The sequence below is a fragment of the Pantoea sp. E956-1 genome, assembly GCF_982223955.1.
This window is the reverse complement of record NZ_CEUYZP010000014.1, coordinates 120,720-137,714: the sequence shown is the minus strand read 5'-3', so window position 1 is coordinate 137,714 and position 16,995 is coordinate 120,720. Positions and strand designations below refer to the sequence as shown.

Annotated in this window: 17 protein-coding genes; 7 read left to right on the top strand and 10 right to left on the bottom strand. The window is 48.8% G+C overall.

The features are described 5' to 3' along the window. Positions 1-259 precede the first annotated feature (259 nt). On the bottom strand, positions 260-730 hold the full coding sequence (locus AC0T7J_RS23350; RefSeq protein WP_473797722.1) for an SgcJ/EcaC family oxidoreductase: 471 nt from the start codon (positions 728-730) through the stop codon (positions 260-262). 933 nt (positions 731-1,663) lie between these two features. Here AC0T7J_RS23350 and AC0T7J_RS23345 point away from each other — a divergent pair. Continuing rightward, the gene (locus AC0T7J_RS23345) at positions 1,664-2,701 is read left to right on the top strand and encodes a tyrosine-type recombinase/integrase (RefSeq protein ID WP_473797720.1); all 1,038 of its coding nucleotides are present in this window, start codon (positions 1,664-1,666) and stop codon (positions 2,699-2,701) included. Positions 2,702-3,141: 440 nt separating this feature from the next. On the opposite strand, the gene feoB is transcribed toward AC0T7J_RS23345, so the two are convergent. Together feoB and AC0T7J_RS23335 are read right to left on the bottom strand one after the other, a co-directional pair. Further along, a complete protein-coding gene (gene feoB / locus AC0T7J_RS23340; RefSeq protein ID WP_473797717.1) occupies positions 3,142-5,469 on the bottom strand; it encodes a Fe(2+) transporter permease subunit FeoB in 2,328 nt (775 codons plus the stop codon). After that, complete coding sequence (locus AC0T7J_RS23335) at positions 5,469-5,693, bottom strand: FeoA domain-containing protein (protein WP_031593784.1); 225 nt, start codon at positions 5,691-5,693, stop codon at positions 5,469-5,471. Before AC0T7J_RS23335 ends, feoB begins: the two co-directional genes overlap by 1 nt. A 339-nt stretch (positions 5,694-6,032) precedes the next feature. On the opposite strand from AC0T7J_RS23335, the gene AC0T7J_RS23330 reads away from it, so the two are divergent. After that, the gene (locus tag AC0T7J_RS23330; RefSeq protein ID WP_473797714.1) at positions 6,033-6,503 is read left to right on the top strand and encodes a WbuC family cupin fold metalloprotein; all 471 of its coding nucleotides are present in this window, start codon (positions 6,033-6,035) and stop codon (positions 6,501-6,503) included. A gap of 451 nt (positions 6,504-6,954) precedes the next feature. Here AC0T7J_RS23330 and AC0T7J_RS23325 read toward each other — a convergent pair whose 3' ends face one another. Together AC0T7J_RS23325 and AC0T7J_RS23320 are read right to left on the bottom strand one after the other, a co-directional pair. Next, positions 6,955-7,335, bottom strand: coding sequence for a YgiW/YdeI family stress tolerance OB fold protein (locus tag AC0T7J_RS23325; RefSeq protein WP_473797711.1), 381 nt, complete (start codon positions 7,333-7,335; stop codon positions 6,955-6,957). 657 nt (positions 7,336-7,992) lie between these two features. Next, positions 7,993-8,193 carry a hypothetical protein gene (locus AC0T7J_RS23320; protein WP_473797708.1) on the bottom strand — a complete coding sequence of 67 codons (201 nt, stop codon included), beginning with the start codon at positions 8,191-8,193 and terminating at the stop codon, positions 7,993-7,995. Positions 8,194-8,800: 607 nt separating this feature from the next. Between AC0T7J_RS23320 and AC0T7J_RS23315 the strand changes: the two genes are divergently transcribed. The 3 genes from AC0T7J_RS23315 (at position 8,801) to AC0T7J_RS23305 (ending at position 10,057) form a co-directional block, all read left to right on the top strand. After that, on the top strand, positions 8,801-9,037 hold the full coding sequence (locus AC0T7J_RS23315; protein ID WP_473797705.1) for a YgdI/YgdR family lipoprotein: 237 nt from the start codon (positions 8,801-8,803) through the stop codon (positions 9,035-9,037). A 62-nt stretch (positions 9,038-9,099) separates the two neighbouring features. After that, positions 9,100-9,642, top strand: a complete 543-nt coding sequence (locus AC0T7J_RS23310) for a YfaZ family outer membrane protein (protein ID WP_473797702.1) — start codon at positions 9,100-9,102, stop codon at positions 9,640-9,642. Positions 9,643-9,754: 112 nt separating this feature from the next. Then, on the top strand, positions 9,755-10,057 hold the full coding sequence (locus AC0T7J_RS23305; protein WP_473797699.1) for a hypothetical protein: 303 nt from the start codon (positions 9,755-9,757) through the stop codon (positions 10,055-10,057). A 64-nt stretch (positions 10,058-10,121) separates the two neighbouring features. Here AC0T7J_RS23305 and AC0T7J_RS23300 read toward each other — a convergent pair whose 3' ends face one another. Next, positions 10,122-10,295: a DUF2256 domain-containing protein gene (locus AC0T7J_RS23300; protein ID WP_473797696.1), complete on the bottom strand. Its 174-nt coding sequence runs from the start codon at positions 10,293-10,295 to the stop codon at positions 10,122-10,124. Between the two features lie 1,171 nt (positions 10,296-11,466). Here AC0T7J_RS23300 and AC0T7J_RS23295 point away from each other — a divergent pair. Continuing rightward, entirely contained in the window at positions 11,467-11,868 is a 402-nt protein-coding gene (locus tag AC0T7J_RS23295; protein ID WP_473797693.1) for an H-NS family histone-like protein, read from the top strand. Positions 11,869-12,089: 221 nt separating this feature from the next. Here AC0T7J_RS23295 and AC0T7J_RS23290 read toward each other — a convergent pair whose 3' ends face one another. Next, on the bottom strand, positions 12,090-12,545 hold the full coding sequence (locus AC0T7J_RS23290; RefSeq protein ID WP_473797690.1) for a VOC family protein: 456 nt from the start codon (positions 12,543-12,545) through the stop codon (positions 12,090-12,092). Between the two features lie 68 nt (positions 12,546-12,613). After that, positions 12,614-14,176, bottom strand: coding sequence for a sensor domain-containing diguanylate cyclase (locus tag AC0T7J_RS23285; protein WP_473797687.1), 1,563 nt, complete (start codon positions 14,174-14,176; stop codon positions 12,614-12,616). Positions 14,177-14,451: 275 nt separating this feature from the next. Between AC0T7J_RS23285 and AC0T7J_RS23280 the strand changes: the two genes are divergently transcribed. Continuing rightward, complete coding sequence (locus tag AC0T7J_RS23280; RefSeq protein WP_473797684.1) at positions 14,452-14,853, top strand: H-NS family histone-like protein; 402 nt, start codon at positions 14,452-14,454, stop codon at positions 14,851-14,853. Between the two features lie 91 nt (positions 14,854-14,944). Here AC0T7J_RS23280 and AC0T7J_RS23275 read toward each other — a convergent pair whose 3' ends face one another. Both AC0T7J_RS23275 and AC0T7J_RS23270 read right to left on the bottom strand, forming a co-directional pair. After that, positions 14,945-15,937, bottom strand: a complete 993-nt coding sequence (locus AC0T7J_RS23275) for a GlxA family transcriptional regulator (protein WP_473797681.1) — start codon at positions 15,935-15,937, stop codon at positions 14,945-14,947. A 72-nt stretch (positions 15,938-16,009) separates the two neighbouring features. Beyond that, a complete protein-coding gene (locus AC0T7J_RS23270; RefSeq protein WP_473797678.1) occupies positions 16,010-16,789 on the bottom strand; it encodes an MBL fold metallo-hydrolase in 780 nt (259 codons plus the stop codon). Between the last annotated feature and the right edge of the window lie 206 nt (positions 16,790-16,995).

The window sequence follows — 16,995 nt, the reverse complement described above, 5'->3', positions numbered from 1 at the left end:
ATGCTAATCTTGGCGTTTCCTGGTCGTTCTGATTTATCTGATGCGCCGTAAAGCCCCGTCCCGCAGGATGAGGATGACGTCAAATCCAGGCTCTATCGTTGCGGCACGACCTGAAAATGGGCTATCCTGATTTGTTAATTTCGAAAAAATGTTTGGTCCGGTGCTCAGTAGATTGGTGAGCGGTTTCTCGCGACCAATAAATAAAAATCCAGTATCGTAAATGACGACACTGGATTTTTATTGGGTAACTTTTAGCTTATCAAGGCTTACTTACAGGCTCTGGCATGGCTGAAGAGTGGTGGGTTGAGATTTTCCAGCCCTGACCATCCCAGATATAAGTGAAGGTATACCGTGCTGTCACGTGGGTGTTATCTTTGAAGGTAAAGGTATAAACACCGGTATCAATCGCTTTGTTACAACCGATTCTGATAGTACGGGAGTCGATTTTACCGCTCGGACCTTTTTTCAGGAAGTCTTTAAAGTAATCGATACGTTCCTGATCGGTCAGACGTACCTGATTTGAAATCGTCGGCAGTAAAACGGCATCGCTGACATATAATTCAGAGACTTTTGTTGCATCGCCGGTTGCCAGAGCATCATTCCAGGTATTAAACAGGCTTGCGACATCCTGCTCTGAGGCTTTAACACAGGTCACGGGCTGTTGTGCCAGCGTAATAGCGGGCGCGCAGGAGAGACCTAAAAGGCATAATGATAATAACGTTTTTTTCATAAAAATATCCTCTTTTACCCTGGGTGAAGCTGACGTGCTGTGAGACATCCCAGACGCCGCCATAAAAGTGCTAATCATTCGCTATTGCGATAGGGTCATGCTGTCTTATCAGAAATGAGTCCGATGCGGTAAATCAATTACAGTCTCATTTGATAAGAATCTGAAAATAAACGCATCGACACGTTGACCGGCTGAGTTGCAAGATAGCTGATGATCATTGCCATCAGGTATTTAAATCTACAATAAGTCAGTATTTAGTTTTTTATCCTGCATTTTAAGAGCGACAGGCTTGTGAATAGTGCAGGTGAGCAGTCTGTAGTTCAGATCTGTGAATAGAGTGCCGCCCATTTTTTCAGTTATGTTAAGAGTAAACAGGCTTTCAAAGGAAAATCCTTCAGAGCAGTGTTATCCGGGAACGATTTATAAGTGATAGCTTTAACAAGCTGGCGAATTAATCCAGTCTGCGCTCATTTAAATACACCTTTCTGGTGTTTTAATTAAGAATCGCGCTAAATAAATCAGCGTCAGTATAGGTGATTTAATTAAGTGATAAACAGGTTCAGAATTCAAACTCTCCCGTACAAAGGGTTTGTTTTGTCAGCATCCTGTTTTATTCCGTTGCTACGATAGCGGATGCTTTCTGCTTATCGATACACAGCAGTGTGTGCTCACCACGTATCCCTGCCCCATCCGCTGGTAGTGACTGACGATCCGGTAAAAAAACAGGAGGGATCCTGCACTTAATCCTGACTTCGTATAATTGTTCTTATACGAAGTCATGACATAGTGATGGTACCGGGTTAAGATGGCTGGCAGTAAAGCTCGTTCCAAAAATGACAACGCTACGTCAATTCTGCCCGGTTATCCCCCTGCTTAGTTCTCAGAATTGACGTAGCGCGATCACCAGGTTTTATGATTAATAAGTGAGCAAATATGAGTGAGTTAGTGCCGTTAGGCCCTCTGATGGTAGATCGGAGCAGCGATATCACCGAACAGCTCAGACAGTTTGTCCAGGATAAGGAAGCGTTCTCACCTAACACCTGGCGACAGTTGATTAGTGTAATGCGCATCTGCAATCGCTGGTCAGAAGATAATCAGCGCAGTTTCCTGCCGATGAGCCCAGACGATTTGCGTGACTATCTCTCTTTTCTGGCTGAAAGCGGACGGGCCTCCTCGACCATTACTTCACACGCGGCGTTAATTTCGATGTTACACCGTAACGCCGGATTGGCGGTGCCCAATGTCTCTCCGTTGGTTTTTCGTACGATGAAGAAGATAAATCGTGTGGCCGTGATCAACGGGGAACGGGCTGGCCAGGCCGTGCCCTTCAGGCTGACTGATCTGCTGGCGCTGGATGCAGAATGGTCAGGTTCTGATAACCTTCAGGCGCTTCGCGACCTGGCTTTTTTGCATGTGGCTTATGCAACGCTATTACGTATCAGTGAATTGTCGCGTTTGCGGGTGCGTGACGTCATGCGTGCCGGCGATGGTCGTATTATTCTGGATGTGGCGTGGACAAAAACGATTGTGCAGACCGGCGGACTGATTAAGGCGCTCAGTGCCCGTTCAACTCAGCGACTGGAAGAGTGGATTGAAGCATCCGGAATCTCCAGCCAGCCTGATGCCTGGCTGTTTAATGCCGTTCACCGGTCTGGCCGGGTATTGATTACCGAAAAGCCGATGAGCACAAGGGCGCTGGAACAGATCTTTAACCGTGCCTGGCGCACCGCCGGAAAAGAGGGCGCAGTGAAGGCCAATAAAAATCGGTACACCGGCTGGAGTGGTCATAGCGCCAGGGTTGGTGCGGCGCAGGATATGGCAGATAAAGGCTATTCGATTGCCAGGATCATGCAGGAAGGCACGTGGAAAAAACCGGAAACACTGATGCGCTATATCCGTCATGTGGATGCTCATAAAGGTGCCATGGTGGAGTTTATGGAGCAATATGTTGACCCTGACTCTCCCGGTTGATCGGTTGATGACCACCTGAAAAGATAATAAAGGCCTTTCTCAGGCTGAAGTTATCCACAGAAAAAGTGGACAGCCTGTGTGTAAGCCGGTACGGATTAGCGCTGTGCCGGGTGTTCACTGGGTTCATCCGGCTGATTTAATTGAATTCTTCTTGCTGCAAATTAGCGTGCTGCGAATCTGTCATCAGAACAGGAGCCGCTATTCATTATTAGGGCATGACAGCCGCACGCGGTTAGCCCTGCTATTGTGATCAACCGCCTTCGTCAGGAAAAATAATGCTTCTGGCAGGGTTAACAGAAAATCGTTCTCAGGCGGCCCCTGCCATTGCTCATACGCTAATCATCCCTTCATTCCGGCTACCGCGACATAAACGAAATAATCAAGTCGACCTCACTTGTCCGCTACGGCTCTGAATAGCCAGCGGCGGACAGGTAAATACTTTACCGGGCGTAAGCTTTCTGTTTATCACAACCGCCGTGGCAACCGCGACAACGCCCCTTTTCCTCCCTGAGCATGACCGGTATGGCCTGGACCCGATTTCCTGCTTTTCGCAGCGACAGCAGGATGATGCCGTTCAGAACCAGTACGCCTGTCAGACAGGTCATACTGAAGGCAGGATGGTCGGCAAAAGTGACAGTCTGATAAAACAACGTCGCCGTAGTGTAGGCGATGTTAAGCCCCCAAAAGAATGAGAACATCATCCATTTTTTACCCGCTTCCCGCGCAATAGCGCCCATGACTGAGACGCAGGGAACATAGAGCAGGACAAAAATTAAGTAACTGTAAGCGGCAAAGCCACTGCCAAATTTAGCTGACATCACGCCCATCCAACCCGACGCCATTTCACCGTCGCCTTTGCTGGCATCAATCGGATGGGCCAGCGCATCAATTCTGAACGCAGCCGTTAATCCCGCCCAGGTTTCTGCCAGCGCCTCTTTTAGTTCAGCCGCCAGATTAAAGGTGTTCGGATCAAACGGGTTGCTCTGAATCGCCTCTGTGGTGTAAAGGCTGTTAAGCGTGCCGACCACGACCTCTTTCGCCATGATACCGCTCACCAGTCCCACTGTTGCCTGCCAGTTATCCTGTGTCACTCCGATGGGTAACAGCATCGGCGTGATCGCTTTGCTGGTCGCCGCCAGCGCAGAGTGGTTAATGTCATTCACCATCTGGCCATTAAAGGCAAAGCTGCTCAGTACGCCGATCAGCATGCTCACCAGGATAATCACCTGTCCGGCCCGCACCACAAACATTTTCAGCCGTTGCCAGGTCTGCAACAGCAGGCTTTTGAGATGAGGCCGGTGATAGACAGGCAATTCCATGATAAACGGCGAGGCATCTCCGCCCAGCAGGGTATGCTTAAGCACCAGCCCGGTCGCGATGGCCACTATAATACCCAGCAGATAGAGGGAGAAAACCAGGCTGGAACTGTGACTGTTAAAAAATGCCGCAGCGAAAACCGCAAAGATCGCCAGCCGTGCGCCACATGACATAAAAGGCGCAATCAACACCGTCAGCAGACGCTCACGCGGTGTATCCAGCGTCCGTGTCCCCATGACCGACGGAACATTACAGCCAAAGCCGACTATCAGCGGCACAAAGGATTTGCCCGGCAGGCCCAGTGACTGCATCAGCCGATCCATCACAAAGGCGGCGCGCGCCATGTAGCCGGAGTCTTCCAGGAAAGAGAGAAACAGGAACATCAGGCCAATCTGCGGAATGATCGGCAGCACGGTATTGATACCGGCCCCGATACCCTGCGCCAGGAAAACCGTCAGCCAGTCAGGGAAGTGGCAGACATAGCCCAGCCATTGTGCTCCATGGATGAATATCGCCACCGAACTGCTATCGAACAGTGGCTGTAGCGCAGCACCGATGTTAATTGAAAGCACAAACATCACATACATCACCGCCAGAAATATCGGAATGCCCATCCAGCGGTTCAGCACAATTTTATCGATCCTGCGGGTCAGACCGGCGGGCATTGCCTGATGAAGGTTACTGACGGCCGCGCAAACAGCGTTGATGGCGCGATAGCGGTAATCGGCAATCTGCACACCGGTCTCTCCTCCGGCCTGCTGCATAATCTCGGGCAAATACGGAACCAGCGCCGGACAAAGTTTCTGACTGTTGATATCCCCTTCCAGTAGCTGCAATGCCAGCCAGTAACGTTTTTGTGGGGCTATGGCGGCGGGCATCTGCTGGCAGAGCTGCTCAATGGCCGTTTCAATCGCGGCCGGATAACGTACCCGTTCCGGTGCGCGGTAAATATGAGGCTGGTCAATCAGCACTTTGAGCTGGGCAATACCATCACCCTTGGTTGAGGTCAGTGAAACGACCGGACATCCCAGATGAGCTGACAGTGCTGCGACATCAATAGTGATGTTCTGGCTGGCGGCAATATCCTGCATGTTCAGGGCGACAATGCAGGGCACGCCCAGTTCCAGCAGCTGAAAGGTCAGGAACAGATTACTTTCCAGACTGGAGGCATCGACGACGTTAATCACGACATCGGCGTGATCCTGAAAGAGATACTGGCAGGCGATGCTTTCATCTATCGAGCTTTCAGCAGATAGCGTGGTCAGCGATCGGGTGCCTGGCAGATCGATGAGCCGGACATCTGACTGCGCGGTAAAAAATTGCCCCTCTTTGCGCTCAACCGTGACACCAGCCCAGTTCCCTACCCGCTGTCGGGCACCGGTGAGCTGATTAAACAGCGTGGTTTTGCCTGTATTGGGGTTACCAATCAGCCCGATGGTTATCTTTTTCATCAGACGATTTCCTCCAGGATGATGTCGTCCAGGTCACGCTGCCGCACCGCCAGGCTGACACGGCGGGTAGAGATCTGCACTGGGTCGCCCATTGGCGCCACGCGAATGACCTCAATAACTGCGCCGGGAAGCATACCCATTGTCAGTAATTTCTGGCGCCAGGCGGAATTTACCGATGGCTTATAGCCAAGGATTCGGTAGGTACTGCCCATATTCATTGCCATATCACGCCCTGCCTGAGAGTAAGAAGCACTCATTCTATAAATGATAAGCGTTTCGCTTTTTGATCTGGCATCGGGCAGACAGTGAAAAAGCGCTCTGAATGGCTTTCGTTTAGAAAACAGAGAACATCTTCCTGTAACCTGGTTGATTACGGGAAGGATTGATACAGGCGATGTCTATAAGATCGCCTATCGTCAGGTTCCGGGCTTTGGGGCGTCAGCTTCTATCATCCGGGCAGTGATTTGTTCCACGAATGCAGGGGGCTATTCGTCCGTTGAGAATGGCTACAAGCCTTACGGCAATCTGATTGTCGTAAGTTGTCCAAAATCCAAAAGGCTTATATGAAACAAATTACTGTTACTGACCTCCAGCAACTCAGCGAGCAGGCTGCGGATTCTCCTCGCTTGCGAGCCAATCGTAACTTACACCCTGAATTGAGCAATCCGGTGCAGCGGCTGGCCATCGCTATGGAGCCGGGCACCTATGTCCGCCCTCACCGACATCCGCATACCTTTGAGTTGCTGACCTCGCTCAGTGGGCGGTTTCAGGTATTACATTTTGACGAAAACGGGCATGTGACCCAACGGGTGGTGTTAGGTGAAGAGTGTAAGGTGCTGGAGACGGATGCAGGCACCTGGCATGCGGTGTTATCGATGGATGAAGGTGGCGTTATTTTTGAGATTAAACACGGGGGTTACCAGCCTGTGACTGAACAGGACTCAGCCCCGTGGGCACCCGCCGAAAATGAGCCGGGAGCTGAGGAACTAATGGCATGGTACGCACAGGCACAAGTGGGTGAGGGTTTTAGATAATAGTTGCTTTGCACTGAGTAAAAGGTGTCGCTATCGGTGCCGTTCAGCCGCTTTATCCCGGCCTGCCTGAGCGAAACCCGATGGAAAGCATCTACCGCTTATTTCTGCCAGGCGTTACGTTTTCCCATGTTTAACATTCCGCAAGAAGATAACAGCATCATTTAGTTACATCATTCTATTGTGCTATAAATAACAGTTACGGCCCTTCGGGCCGTGCGGGGCGGCTGGTCAATGAGCACTCGGATTCACAGAACGGCTCCGTTAAGGTTTAATCAAAAAAAGCCAATCTGGCAGGATAGCGCCGGTAACATTATGTGCCCAACTAGGGTGTTGTAACTAATTAGCGGTTGAGCTAGTTGCTGTAACAGAAGAAAGGCGCCCTGGGAGGGTCATTTTCATAATGGCAGTGCCCTGATTTTCAGGCCACCGCCAGATGATGAGCGAATAAAGCTTACTTCAGAACCCGAACCGTTTTTACATCAATCTCTACGCTGTTCCAGTCTTTATCAACTTCACCTTCGATGCGGACTTTATCACTCGGTGATAACGATTGCCCCATCCAGCGCTTGTCATCAATATCGACATTAATTGTTCCGGTAGCATCTTTGAACTCATAAAGTTCATGCCCGACTTGTCTGATAATGTTACCTTCCAGAACGACCCATGCGTCATCACGCAGTGTTTTAACCTGAGCGACAGAAACTACGCCGGGCGTCGGACCTTTAAATCCGCCCTGAGAATACCCCTGCCCTGCTGGATTCACAAAGCCTTCCTGCGCAGAAACGCCAAAACTCATACCTGCAAACAACACCGCTAAAAAAATCTTTTTCATATTTTTATCTCCGTTAAAGTGTCAGTCTAATTTACGATGAAGATCTTAACGGGATCTTAAAAAGAATTATTGCCTGCACGTGTTCTAAAAATGTAATGAGGATGGTGAGGACGAAAAACCCACTACAAAATAACCATGAAAGTTAAAGTGATGTTGCCAATGTCAATCAAAAATACAACCCAGCATTATCTGAGAAAGAATTTTAACATCTGATTCAATATGACTATTCTTGCGTTTGAAATTTTGATTATTTCGCACGAATGATATCACTCACCTGCATGTTTATGGGTACTATTTTCTGGCATAGATATATCCCAGTATTAAACCATTCTGTATCGCATTTTTGTTCATTGAATACTTTGTATTTTTATAACCACTCGATTGAGTGGTTTTTTTTATGCCTGATTGACGAGAGTAATGGGATCCTTAACGCAGAGCATTCAGTTTATGGCAACAGCCCCCATTCATAATGCAGCCTGTTCTGACGCGATAAAAGGTGTGCATGATGCTGTCTGCAACTGCATACACCAGAGGCTGAAACGTGGTTAAAGACCTGTATCAAATTGCTACTTTCTTAAAGAGGATGGTGATAATCGTGCATGCGGAATTTACCGGAATCCGGAGGTTCAGCAGCATGACCCTCCGAATAAGTGAAAGCTAGTGTCGTCTTTGAGCATCAGCCTGCGCTTCTTTCAAATCCAGTTTTGCAGATTCAAGCTTCCGTTTCTTTTCCTCTACCTTACTGGTTTTCTTCCTGATTCTTTCAGTACGGCCTTGTGCTTTCGCTTCAGCAAGATCCTGCAGGGCTTCCTGTAGCTCTGACTCCGCTTTTTTGACCTTTATTTCGCGTTTGCTCACATCATGAGAGGCGCGCGTTGCCTGACGCTCATCAGTGAAATAGGTTTCAACCTTATCACGGGCAATATTGAGCCGGGCAATTTCTGGCCTATTCTACTGTTTTTTGGCTATTTCAGTTTTGGATAAAATATCTGCCAGCTGATCTTTACAGGAATCTGTCGCAGCGAACCCTGCCAGGGGTAACGAGATCAAAGTCAAAGCCATAATTTTACTTTTCATAGCTATATTAAATCCTTGTTAAAATAGAAAAAACAGAATCAAAGTGCCGATTAAATATAGCGAAGTGAAACAGAGCTACAAGAGATAAAATGAAACATGACATTATCTTTCCATTCAGGAACCATTGTTAAGATTCAGTTTTAACGATCAGCTTTTGACGCGTGTTAAACTATTTTTCTGAAAAGGAATTGGTGCATAGCGGGTCGTTTCACCATCAACGCAGGCATCAGATTAACGTCCAGGTTGCATAATTTTTAACAACTTATGAAAATGATCCGGATCATTTTTTTCCAGATAAAGAAACAGATTGTCGGGTTGTTATCATGTCGTTTAACAAACAAAGCTAATAATCCAGCATCTTCTTAAAGAGTATCGACAGGAAAGTAAAATGACATCTTTCAATTCTGGTAAGACATTCGCCTTCGCTATCGCGATGATGGCTTCAGTTATGACCATCTCCGCCTGCTCAAGCAATTACGTAATCTCCACCAATGATGGGCACATGATTACTGCTCATGGCAAACCTGCCAGAGATAAAGAAACAGGTATGATTTCTTATAAAGATACGGATGGAAACATGCATCAGTTACAACAGCACGATGTTAAAGAGATTGTGCAAAAGTAAATCTGCTTTAACAACGATCGTAATGACCATCCTGAAAATCTAATTCTGTGGAAAACTGAGAAATGAAAATTTCAGTAATTGGCGCTGGCTTATTGTTGTGTGCATCTTCATCTGCAATGGCTATTGGCATGAATGTCGAACAAAGTAAGAACACCTCGGTGCTGGACGCAGAAATCGGCCGTTCATCCGGCGGGCTTTACCTCGTTAGCCAGTGGATAAAAAATACGGCGGATGGTGTTCAGATTGGTCAGGCGGGTACGGGTTATAATCTGGAAATGGGTCCGGTGATGCTGACCGCTGGCGCTAAAGCCACTTATATCGGTGGCAAAAAAGGAGATAACGGCGTTGCATTTCCTGTCGGCGGTGGTGTGAAAATCAATCTGCCCGCTAATTTTGCGTTGTACGGAGAAGGTTATTCCGCCCCGGAACAGCTGACCAACAGTGTTAAGAATTTCGTTGAAGCCAATGGCGGCATCAGCTGGTCACCGGTGGGGCCACTGATTTTAAAAGTGGGCTATCGCTATGCGGGTGTTGATGGCAAGGATGGACGTCCGGGTCATACCCTGATCGAGGGTCCCTACATCGGTGGCGGCCTGACATTTTAAGGCTGGATGACGATCCCGTTTTGTAGGGTGAGGAAAGCCGGCTGGTTGACGGATCGGTTTCCTTACTCAATCTCTCGTCTCAAATCAGACAGGTAACACTGAGAAACAGATTATGAAACCTCTTATGCTGATGTTATTGACTCTCTTTCTGACCGGATGCGTGCAGTATAAATGGGTCAAGCCTGACGCATCTGAACAGCAGGAAACGATGGCGGAAACAGCTTGTCGGGCCCAGGCTCTGCGGGATTTACCCCCCGACAATGTCGTTAGTGGTAAATACACGTCGAAAGACAGTAAATATAAAACCACTGATACCGATTATTCCACCAGCGACGCCAACGAAAGCCAGCGAGAAATACTGGTGAAAGATTGTATGTTCAAAAAAGGCTGGCAACAGATTGAGGTTCAGCAATAGCCATATAAGCCGCACAGAGGCCGGGTCAAACCCTGACCAGTTCTGCTCTGGTTTAAAGGTGAGGTTAAGGCTTTATTTCTGTATTCTCTTTTTGTCGTTCAGAACGGTGTCGCCGGCACCGTTCTGAGCAATACATCACCTCGTCCCAGCATCTTTCCCACTTTTTCCGCCATGACATCGGTTTGTTACACGTTTTACAATGGCGAACCGGTAATGCTGTTTTATTACCTTTAAACACTTCAGTTCCTCCTGAGACGCCCTTAGGACGCTGGCAATAGCGTATCTCTCATACAGTGTAGCTTAATGCCGATCCAGATAAGCGATGCCGATGTTGTCGTGAAGTAAACACCTGGATTTTTTGACGAAGCCTCACATTATCTGTTTATTCAACATCTCTGCCATTTGACCTGACATCGTACTGAGAAATCTGAGTCATCAGGATCCTTTAACACCCCCGTGCGCTTGTAACAAATTAATGACTATGATTAACAAAATGCGATCCCTTTAAAACCCCAGAAAAAGCTGACCAGATTATTGTTGAGCCTCTTCTTCAGTGTGTTGTTTAGAAGACTGCAGATGTCAATAAGCTATGGACCCTCTCGATACCGCTATTAAGCAGGTATTGCGGGCAACTGAGAACACACCGGGTTGCGGCTTTATCGGCACATAAGCCAATAAGGCGCCCGGATAGATTGCACTTATGAGCTGGCAACCTCTCTGACGGCATACCACACCTTAAAGAAAGTCATTACGTCCGTAAATAATCAATTTAAGGTCACACAGACCTGCCGTGATTCTGACGGATTCACATCCCTCTTTTAGAGTAGATTTCTCCTGGCTATTAAAACCAATCTGCAACCCGTGCGGTACTGATTGCGTGAGATGAGACGCTTTTTAAGGGAGAAAATAATCAGTTATCATGGTCTTACAACCTGACTAATAAATCAGCCAGCTAATGCTTATTTTTCGTGATTTTGCTATGTGTTCTCTGCAAGACTATTACGATTACCCTTATGGTCATATCCAGCTTTAGCGGGAAGAATCAGGCAATGGTGTTTGATTCTCAGCACAAAGCAGGTGTGAGATTAGCGAAGCGCTGCCGCTTGAAATGCGGGGTGAAAGCACGATTCATCCATAACGTTACTAAATTATCCCGCACCTCTGATGAGGCGTCTTTTGACATTTTGAGCGGATAGCGTAAAAAAAGAGTAACTTTACTTTTGTTTAAGGGTCTTACGTTAATTACAGTTTAAACTCTTTGAGAAAGCGATTAATATGTTAGCGTTGAACTATCGGTTCTGTATTTTGATTCTTCGAAGGCAAGCATCCTAAAAAAGCAGGTCTGACGAAAAGCATCAGCGTGAACCCGCTCTGTATTTTATTATCTGAACATGACTATGGTGACTTTGATGAGTGACACTCTCAACAGCTTGAATAATATCCGTACCCTTCGCGCAAACGCTCGCGAGCTTGACCTTGCTGCCCTGGAAGAAATGCTGGAAAAACTGTCGGTTGTGGTGAGCGAGCGACGTGAAGAAGCGCAGGCTTCTGAAGCAGCTAATCGTGAGAAAGCTGAGAAACTGGCAAAATACCGCGAATTACTGTTGCAGGAAGGTATCGATCCTAACGAACTGTTAAATGGTATGCCTGCTGCGCCAGCAGAGAAGAAAAAACGCGCGCCTCGTCCGGCTAAATATCAGTACACTGACGAAAATGGCGAAGTTAAGCAGTGGACTGGCCAGGGCCGTACCCCATCTGCTATTAAATCTGCTATTGATGCAGGTAAATCACTGGATGATTTCCTGATTTAATTCAGTATGCACAAATGAAAAACCGTCTGCTCCAGGCAGGCGGTTTTTTCGCCATAAGATCATCAGCTATAAGTATCTCAATTACCCGCCAGCACAACCCCTTTCCTTTCGCGCCTTGTTATTGTGCTTCCAGCCATAATCCTGCTTCGACGTTACCCTGAACTCAATAACTGAAAAGCCTTACGCATTCACGTTACAGGCAATGCGTTTCATTCATTCCCTCAACCGCTTTGTTTATTCAGCGATTGCGTGTTGCGGGCGGTAATAATTTCCAGGCCGATCTGCTGACCATAAGAGAGCTCAAGCGTATTGCCATCGGGATCGGCAAAAAATGCCCAGTATCCCACGGGCGCATCAGACTGCTGCGCGTCGCGTCGCAACACACCTTCAAGCCGTGCAAGTGCCACTTTTTTATCTATCTCTTCGCGGCTGGCACAGGCCACGCCAATATGGCCAAATGGGCCCAGCGGCGTATCTTCACTGTGGTCAGATTGCACCAGCACCAGCGCGAAAGGTCGGGTTAAATCCGACAGCCACGCCACTTTCTGTGCTTCAGGAATGCCAGGCTCACGCTGGTGTATCACCTGCATCCCGGCGTAACGCTGATAAAAATCTACGCTCTTTCCTAAATCCCGTACCTGTAAAGCAAGATGAGTAAACCCTGTATCGTTTGACATTGCTGCTCCCTGTTCAGATTGAACGATTACCATGCCACAGGCGCAATTAAGGATTTGATCTGGGATGCTCAGCCGCTACGTTTTTCGCACATCACCTGATTACGGCCTGCCCGTTTCGCACGATATAAAGCCTCATCCGCACGTTCTATCAGCGCCTGTTTTTCCTGTTGTGAGTCAGAAGCAAGATAAACGGCACAGCCTGCACTCAGAGTGACGTGCTTTTGCGGCAGTTCCGTGGCGCGATGTGGAATATTGAGCTGACTGATTGCTGCGATGATGGATTCAGCGAGGTTCAATGCGGCTGACAGCGGTTGTCCGGGCAAAATAATGGCAAACTCTTCGCCACCATATCGGGCCGTGAGTTCGTTTTTACGCCGGGCGGTGTTCTTCAGAGCGGTAGCCACTTTTTTCAGGCAGTCATCACCGGCCACATGGCCGTAAGTATCGTTGTAACGTTTAAAATAATCGATATCGAGCAGGATGAGAGATACCGGCTGGCCGCTGCGCTCCGCGTTCTGCAGACTTTCAGTCAGCATGTGATCAAAATGACGGCGATTGGCTACCCCTGTCAGCCCGTCACTGTGTGCCAGATTTTCCAGTGAGCGATTAGCCGCGGTCAACTCATCACGCAATCGGGTCAGCTCAAGCTGATAGCGCAGCGTATGACGAGCCTGACGCAACACAAAGGCACCTAATAAAAGAATAACGATCAACAGCGCCAGGCTCAGAATCAGATCCTGTACCCAGCTTTTGATCCAGTGATTAAAAAGTGCACGCTTGTCATATCCTGCAGCAACCACCAGCGGATATCGCTGTGAGCGGACAAAACCAAAGATGCGTTTTTTACCATCAAGTGCAGCGATCCACTGACCACTACCTTTATCTGCATGGGCCAGCATTTTCAGGAAAAGTGGACTCACTGAGAGATTTTTGCCGATGTAGCTATCCGGCATTGGCCGGGCGTAAAGCACGGTACTGTCTGCCAGCATCAGTACCAGCACATCGCCATCGCTGAGCTCATAATAGCTGTAGAAACGGCGGAAATAGTCCACTTTGATGGTAGCGAGTAAGACACCCCGGAAGCCGTTGAAAGCATCGTTCACGCGAAGCGTAACCGGGATCACCAGCTCGTGAGTGGTGCGGCTGCGAAGCACAGGGCCGACATGCAGGTTATCTCGCAGGCTGGCGCGGTGATAATCAAAATATTCGCGATCGGAATTATTGATGTCAGGCGGTATCCTGCTCATCGACGTGGCTACCCATTTCCCCTGCGCATCATAGTAGAACAAGCCGTGAAGTTGCGGCAGGCGACTCTGTAACAGACGCATCGTCTGGCTCAGCGCCTCACCATCCACACCGGTCGTGGCGATCTGCTTTTCAAGCTCGCGTTGTACTTCGCGCAAAGAGAGTTCAGTTTGCAAAAATGTATCGTCTGCCTGGCGCGCTTGTGACAGAGACAGATTTACCGCTGTATCTTCAGCTTTATTGACGGTTTCATTCCAGTCTTCACGCAACGTCCACAGATCTAAGCCAAGCACCGCCACGGTAAGCAATACGCCTGAAAGGATAATACTCCTCAGCAGTGGCGAGATTTTTGGTGCCGGCCCCTCATTTTTCCGTCGAGACTTCATGCCTGTCCTTAATAAACCGTGTTGACTGATTTAAGCACAGTTAATCAAAAGCAAAAATGCAATTGCCGCAATCTTTTTTAAACAATGATAATCCGCAATTAACCAGCAGATTTCGCTTAAATATTCGTCTTTATCCGCTCAACCAGTATCATTAATACAGTATTAATAGCGAATAAATCTACACTAACCCTTCAAAGATCACGCAGGTAAATGTTACTCTTGCCAGGTGAATAATTTGCACTTTATTGATTAACTTGAGTATTTGAGGATTTGTTATGAGTAAAAACCTGAGCAGCCTGAATAATATCCGCACGCTGCGTGCGGAGGCGCGCAATATGGCTTTAGATATGCTGGAAGGGTTACGCCAGAAATTAGAGACCGTTGTAAATGAACGCCGTGAAGAGGAAAGCGCGCGGGCAGCAGAAGCGCGCGAGAAAGCGGAAAAACTGGCGTTCTACCATGAGCTATTAATGGAAGAAGGAATTAACCCTGCGGAACTGGTGAATAGTGCATCCCACCCGGTAACCAGCAAAAAGAAACGCGCAAAGCGTCCGGCGAAATATCGTTATAGTGATGAAAATGGTCATGTGTGTTACTGGACGGGTCAGGGCCGAACGCCCTCTGTCATTAAGGCGGCGATTGAGAACGGCCAGTTGCTGGATGATTTCCTGATTTAGCCCCCACGATTACTGCCGGAAGCGTGACCGCTATTACGCGGAACGCTTCCGGCAGACAAAGCCCCTGGCGCAGCTTTTCATCCAGGCCTTGTCACACATCAGCCTGTTGCAATGTTTCATCAGCCATCACCGGTTGTGGGCCACGAAACGTCCGGCGCCACTCGCTGGGAGAGACGCCAAACCGGGATTTAAAACGCTGACGAAATGAAACGGGCGAATCAAAACCCGCCTTTTCCGCCACACATTCAATGCTGATGCCGGTAGTTTCCAGTAATAGCTGGCTGCGTTGCAATCGCTCAGCTGTCAGCCACTCTCCCAGCGACATGCCTGTCGCCTTGTGAAAATGGCGCGTCAGCGTTCGCCTGCTCATGCTGAGCATGCGCGCGAGTGAATCAAGATCCTGCGGCTGATGCAGGTTCTGTCGCAGAGATGCCAGCAACGCGTTGATCTTACTGTCACGCGTTGTTTCCGGAACCGGCCGCTCAATGAACTGCGCCTGACCGCCTTCACGATAAGGCGGTACCACCATACGTCTGGCTACCCGATTAGCAATGGCGCTGCCATAGTGGTGACGGATGATATCCAGACAGCAGTCGATGCCCGCCGCCGTGCCGGCAGAGGTGATGAGACGATCGTCACGGGTATATAGAGCATTGCTGTCGAGATGAACATGTGGAAAGCGCTCGCTGAAGTCACGCTCAAATTCCCAGTGCGTGGCAGCCCGATGCTGATCGAGTAAACCCGCATAAGCCAGTACGTAAGTGCCCAGACAAAGTCCAACGACCTCCGCGCCGCGTTGCCAGGCTGCCACCAGCTTATCAAGCAGCGCCTGCGCCGGTTTTTCAGCGGGATTGTGCCAATAGGGCACGATAATAATATCCGCCTGATCAAGCATGTCGAGACCCTGCTCCACCAGGATTGAAATCCCCATTTCGGAGATCACTGGTCCCGGTGTTTCTGCGCAGATATCGACATGAAACAGATCCTGCTGCGGCAGAGCAGAGCCGAACAGAATACAGGGAACTGAAAAATGAAACGGACTAAAACCGGCCGTTGCCAGCACCGCGACTCTCAGAGCAGCCATTCTCCCCCCTTATTGTGTAAGCGTGGTGTTGAGAACCCACAGCACAATTGTGCCGGTTTAGCGCCACGGCGCTCAGAACGTCATTGTTTCACCATCTTCCGGGATCAGCACCTGGTCAGCAATACCCTGTTCAGTAGTCCAGGCACGCAGCTCAGCGCGCGTCAGCAAACAGTGGTTAATCGCCTCCATGTGTGAGGTGACCAGTGTCGCTTCTGGCAGGATATTTAATGTCTTCAGCGTATCCTCTTTTCCCATGATAATCGGGCCATAGAGATCATTGGTTGCATTGCCAGTATTCATTACCACCACCTGTGGCTGAAAACGTTGCAACGCTCTGACATAAGGCTTAACCCATACGGTATCGCCAGCAATGTAGAGGGTTTTTTCTGCCGGATGGGTAAACACCAGACCACAGGCATCACCCAGAATATCGCCCATCACTTTGTCCGCATATAACGCATTGCTGCCGTGCTGACCCTCGGTTTTATAGATGGTCAGGCCATCAACAAACGGATTCTCATCCTGCAGCACGCGAACATGTTCAAAACCCTGCGAACGGATCAGCGCTGCATCCGTTTCGTTCTGGCTGTAAATCATCATCGTCTTCGGCACTAACTGTTGCGCTGCCTCATCCCAGTGATCCATGTGCGTGTGGGTGACGATAACCGCATCAACTGCCAGCAGTGTAGCGACCGGCACAGGCAGCTCAACCATCGGATTTCTTAAATGGGGACGGGCATTTCCGGCAAAACCGGGCCAGGCCTCTTTTTCGGCCAGCATCGGATCGATAAGGAATTTTTTGCCTGCATAGTCCAGTAATAGTGTGGCATTACGAATCTGGGTCAGCTTCATTTTGGCTCCGTGAATAGTCTTAGTGAAATCAGCCAGGCTTACTGGCTACCATGAGGTCACTTTACGGCACAGTTATGCCTGCGCGTGACAGGCTCAGAGGACAGCATTCGATGGAATCGGGCCAAAATGCACTTTTTTCTGTGCCAGAGTACCTGTCGATACTGGATTCGCGAAAAGACAGCCCTGAAGGTTAGAAATGGCAGGAC

Bases quoted from the DNA above. Each gene is read 5' to 3' on its own strand.
- AC0T7J_RS23330 (WP_473797714.1), top strand. From the start codon at position 6,033: ATGAAACAAATTACTGTTACTGACCTCCAGCAACTCAGCGAGCAGGCT.
- AC0T7J_RS23275 (WP_473797681.1), bottom strand. From the start codon at position 15,937: ATGGCTGCTCTGAGAGTCGCGGTGCTGGCAACGGCCGGTTTTAGTCCG.
- AC0T7J_RS23280 (WP_473797684.1), top strand. From the start codon at position 14,452: ATGAGTAAAAACCTGAGCAGCCTGAATAATATCCGCACGCTGCGTGCG.
- AC0T7J_RS23290 (WP_473797690.1), bottom strand. From the start codon at position 12,545: ATGTCAAACGATACAGGGTTTACTCATCTTGCTTTACAGGTACGGGAT.
- AC0T7J_RS23350 (WP_473797722.1), bottom strand. From the start codon at position 730: ATGAAAAAAACGTTATTATCATTATGCCTTTTAGGTCTCTCCTGCGCG.
- AC0T7J_RS23295 (WP_473797693.1), top strand. From the start codon at position 11,467: ATGAGTGACACTCTCAACAGCTTGAATAATATCCGTACCCTTCGCGCA.
- AC0T7J_RS23285 (WP_473797687.1), bottom strand. From the start codon at position 14,176: ATGAAGTCTCGACGGAAAAATGAGGGGCCGGCACCAAAAATCTCGCCA.
- AC0T7J_RS23315 (WP_473797705.1), top strand. From the start codon at position 8,801: ATGACATCTTTCAATTCTGGTAAGACATTCGCCTTCGCTATCGCGATG.
- AC0T7J_RS23335 (WP_031593784.1), bottom strand. From the start codon at position 5,693: ATGGCAATGAATATGGGCAGTACCTACCGAATCCTTGGCTATAAGCCA.
- feoB (WP_473797717.1), bottom strand. From the start codon at position 5,469: ATGAAAAAGATAACCATCGGGCTGATTGGTAACCCCAATACAGGCAAA.
- AC0T7J_RS23305 (WP_473797699.1), top strand. From the start codon at position 9,755: ATGAAACCTCTTATGCTGATGTTATTGACTCTCTTTCTGACCGGATGC.
- AC0T7J_RS23310 (WP_473797702.1), top strand. From the start codon at position 9,100: ATGAAAATTTCAGTAATTGGCGCTGGCTTATTGTTGTGTGCATCTTCA.
- AC0T7J_RS23325 (WP_473797711.1), bottom strand. From the start codon at position 7,335: ATGAAAAAGATTTTTTTAGCGGTGTTGTTTGCAGGTATGAGTTTTGGC.
- AC0T7J_RS23345 (WP_473797720.1), top strand. From the start codon at position 1,664: ATGAGTGAGTTAGTGCCGTTAGGCCCTCTGATGGTAGATCGGAGCAGC.
- AC0T7J_RS23270 (WP_473797678.1), bottom strand. From the start codon at position 16,789: ATGAAGCTGACCCAGATTCGTAATGCCACACTATTACTGGACTATGCA.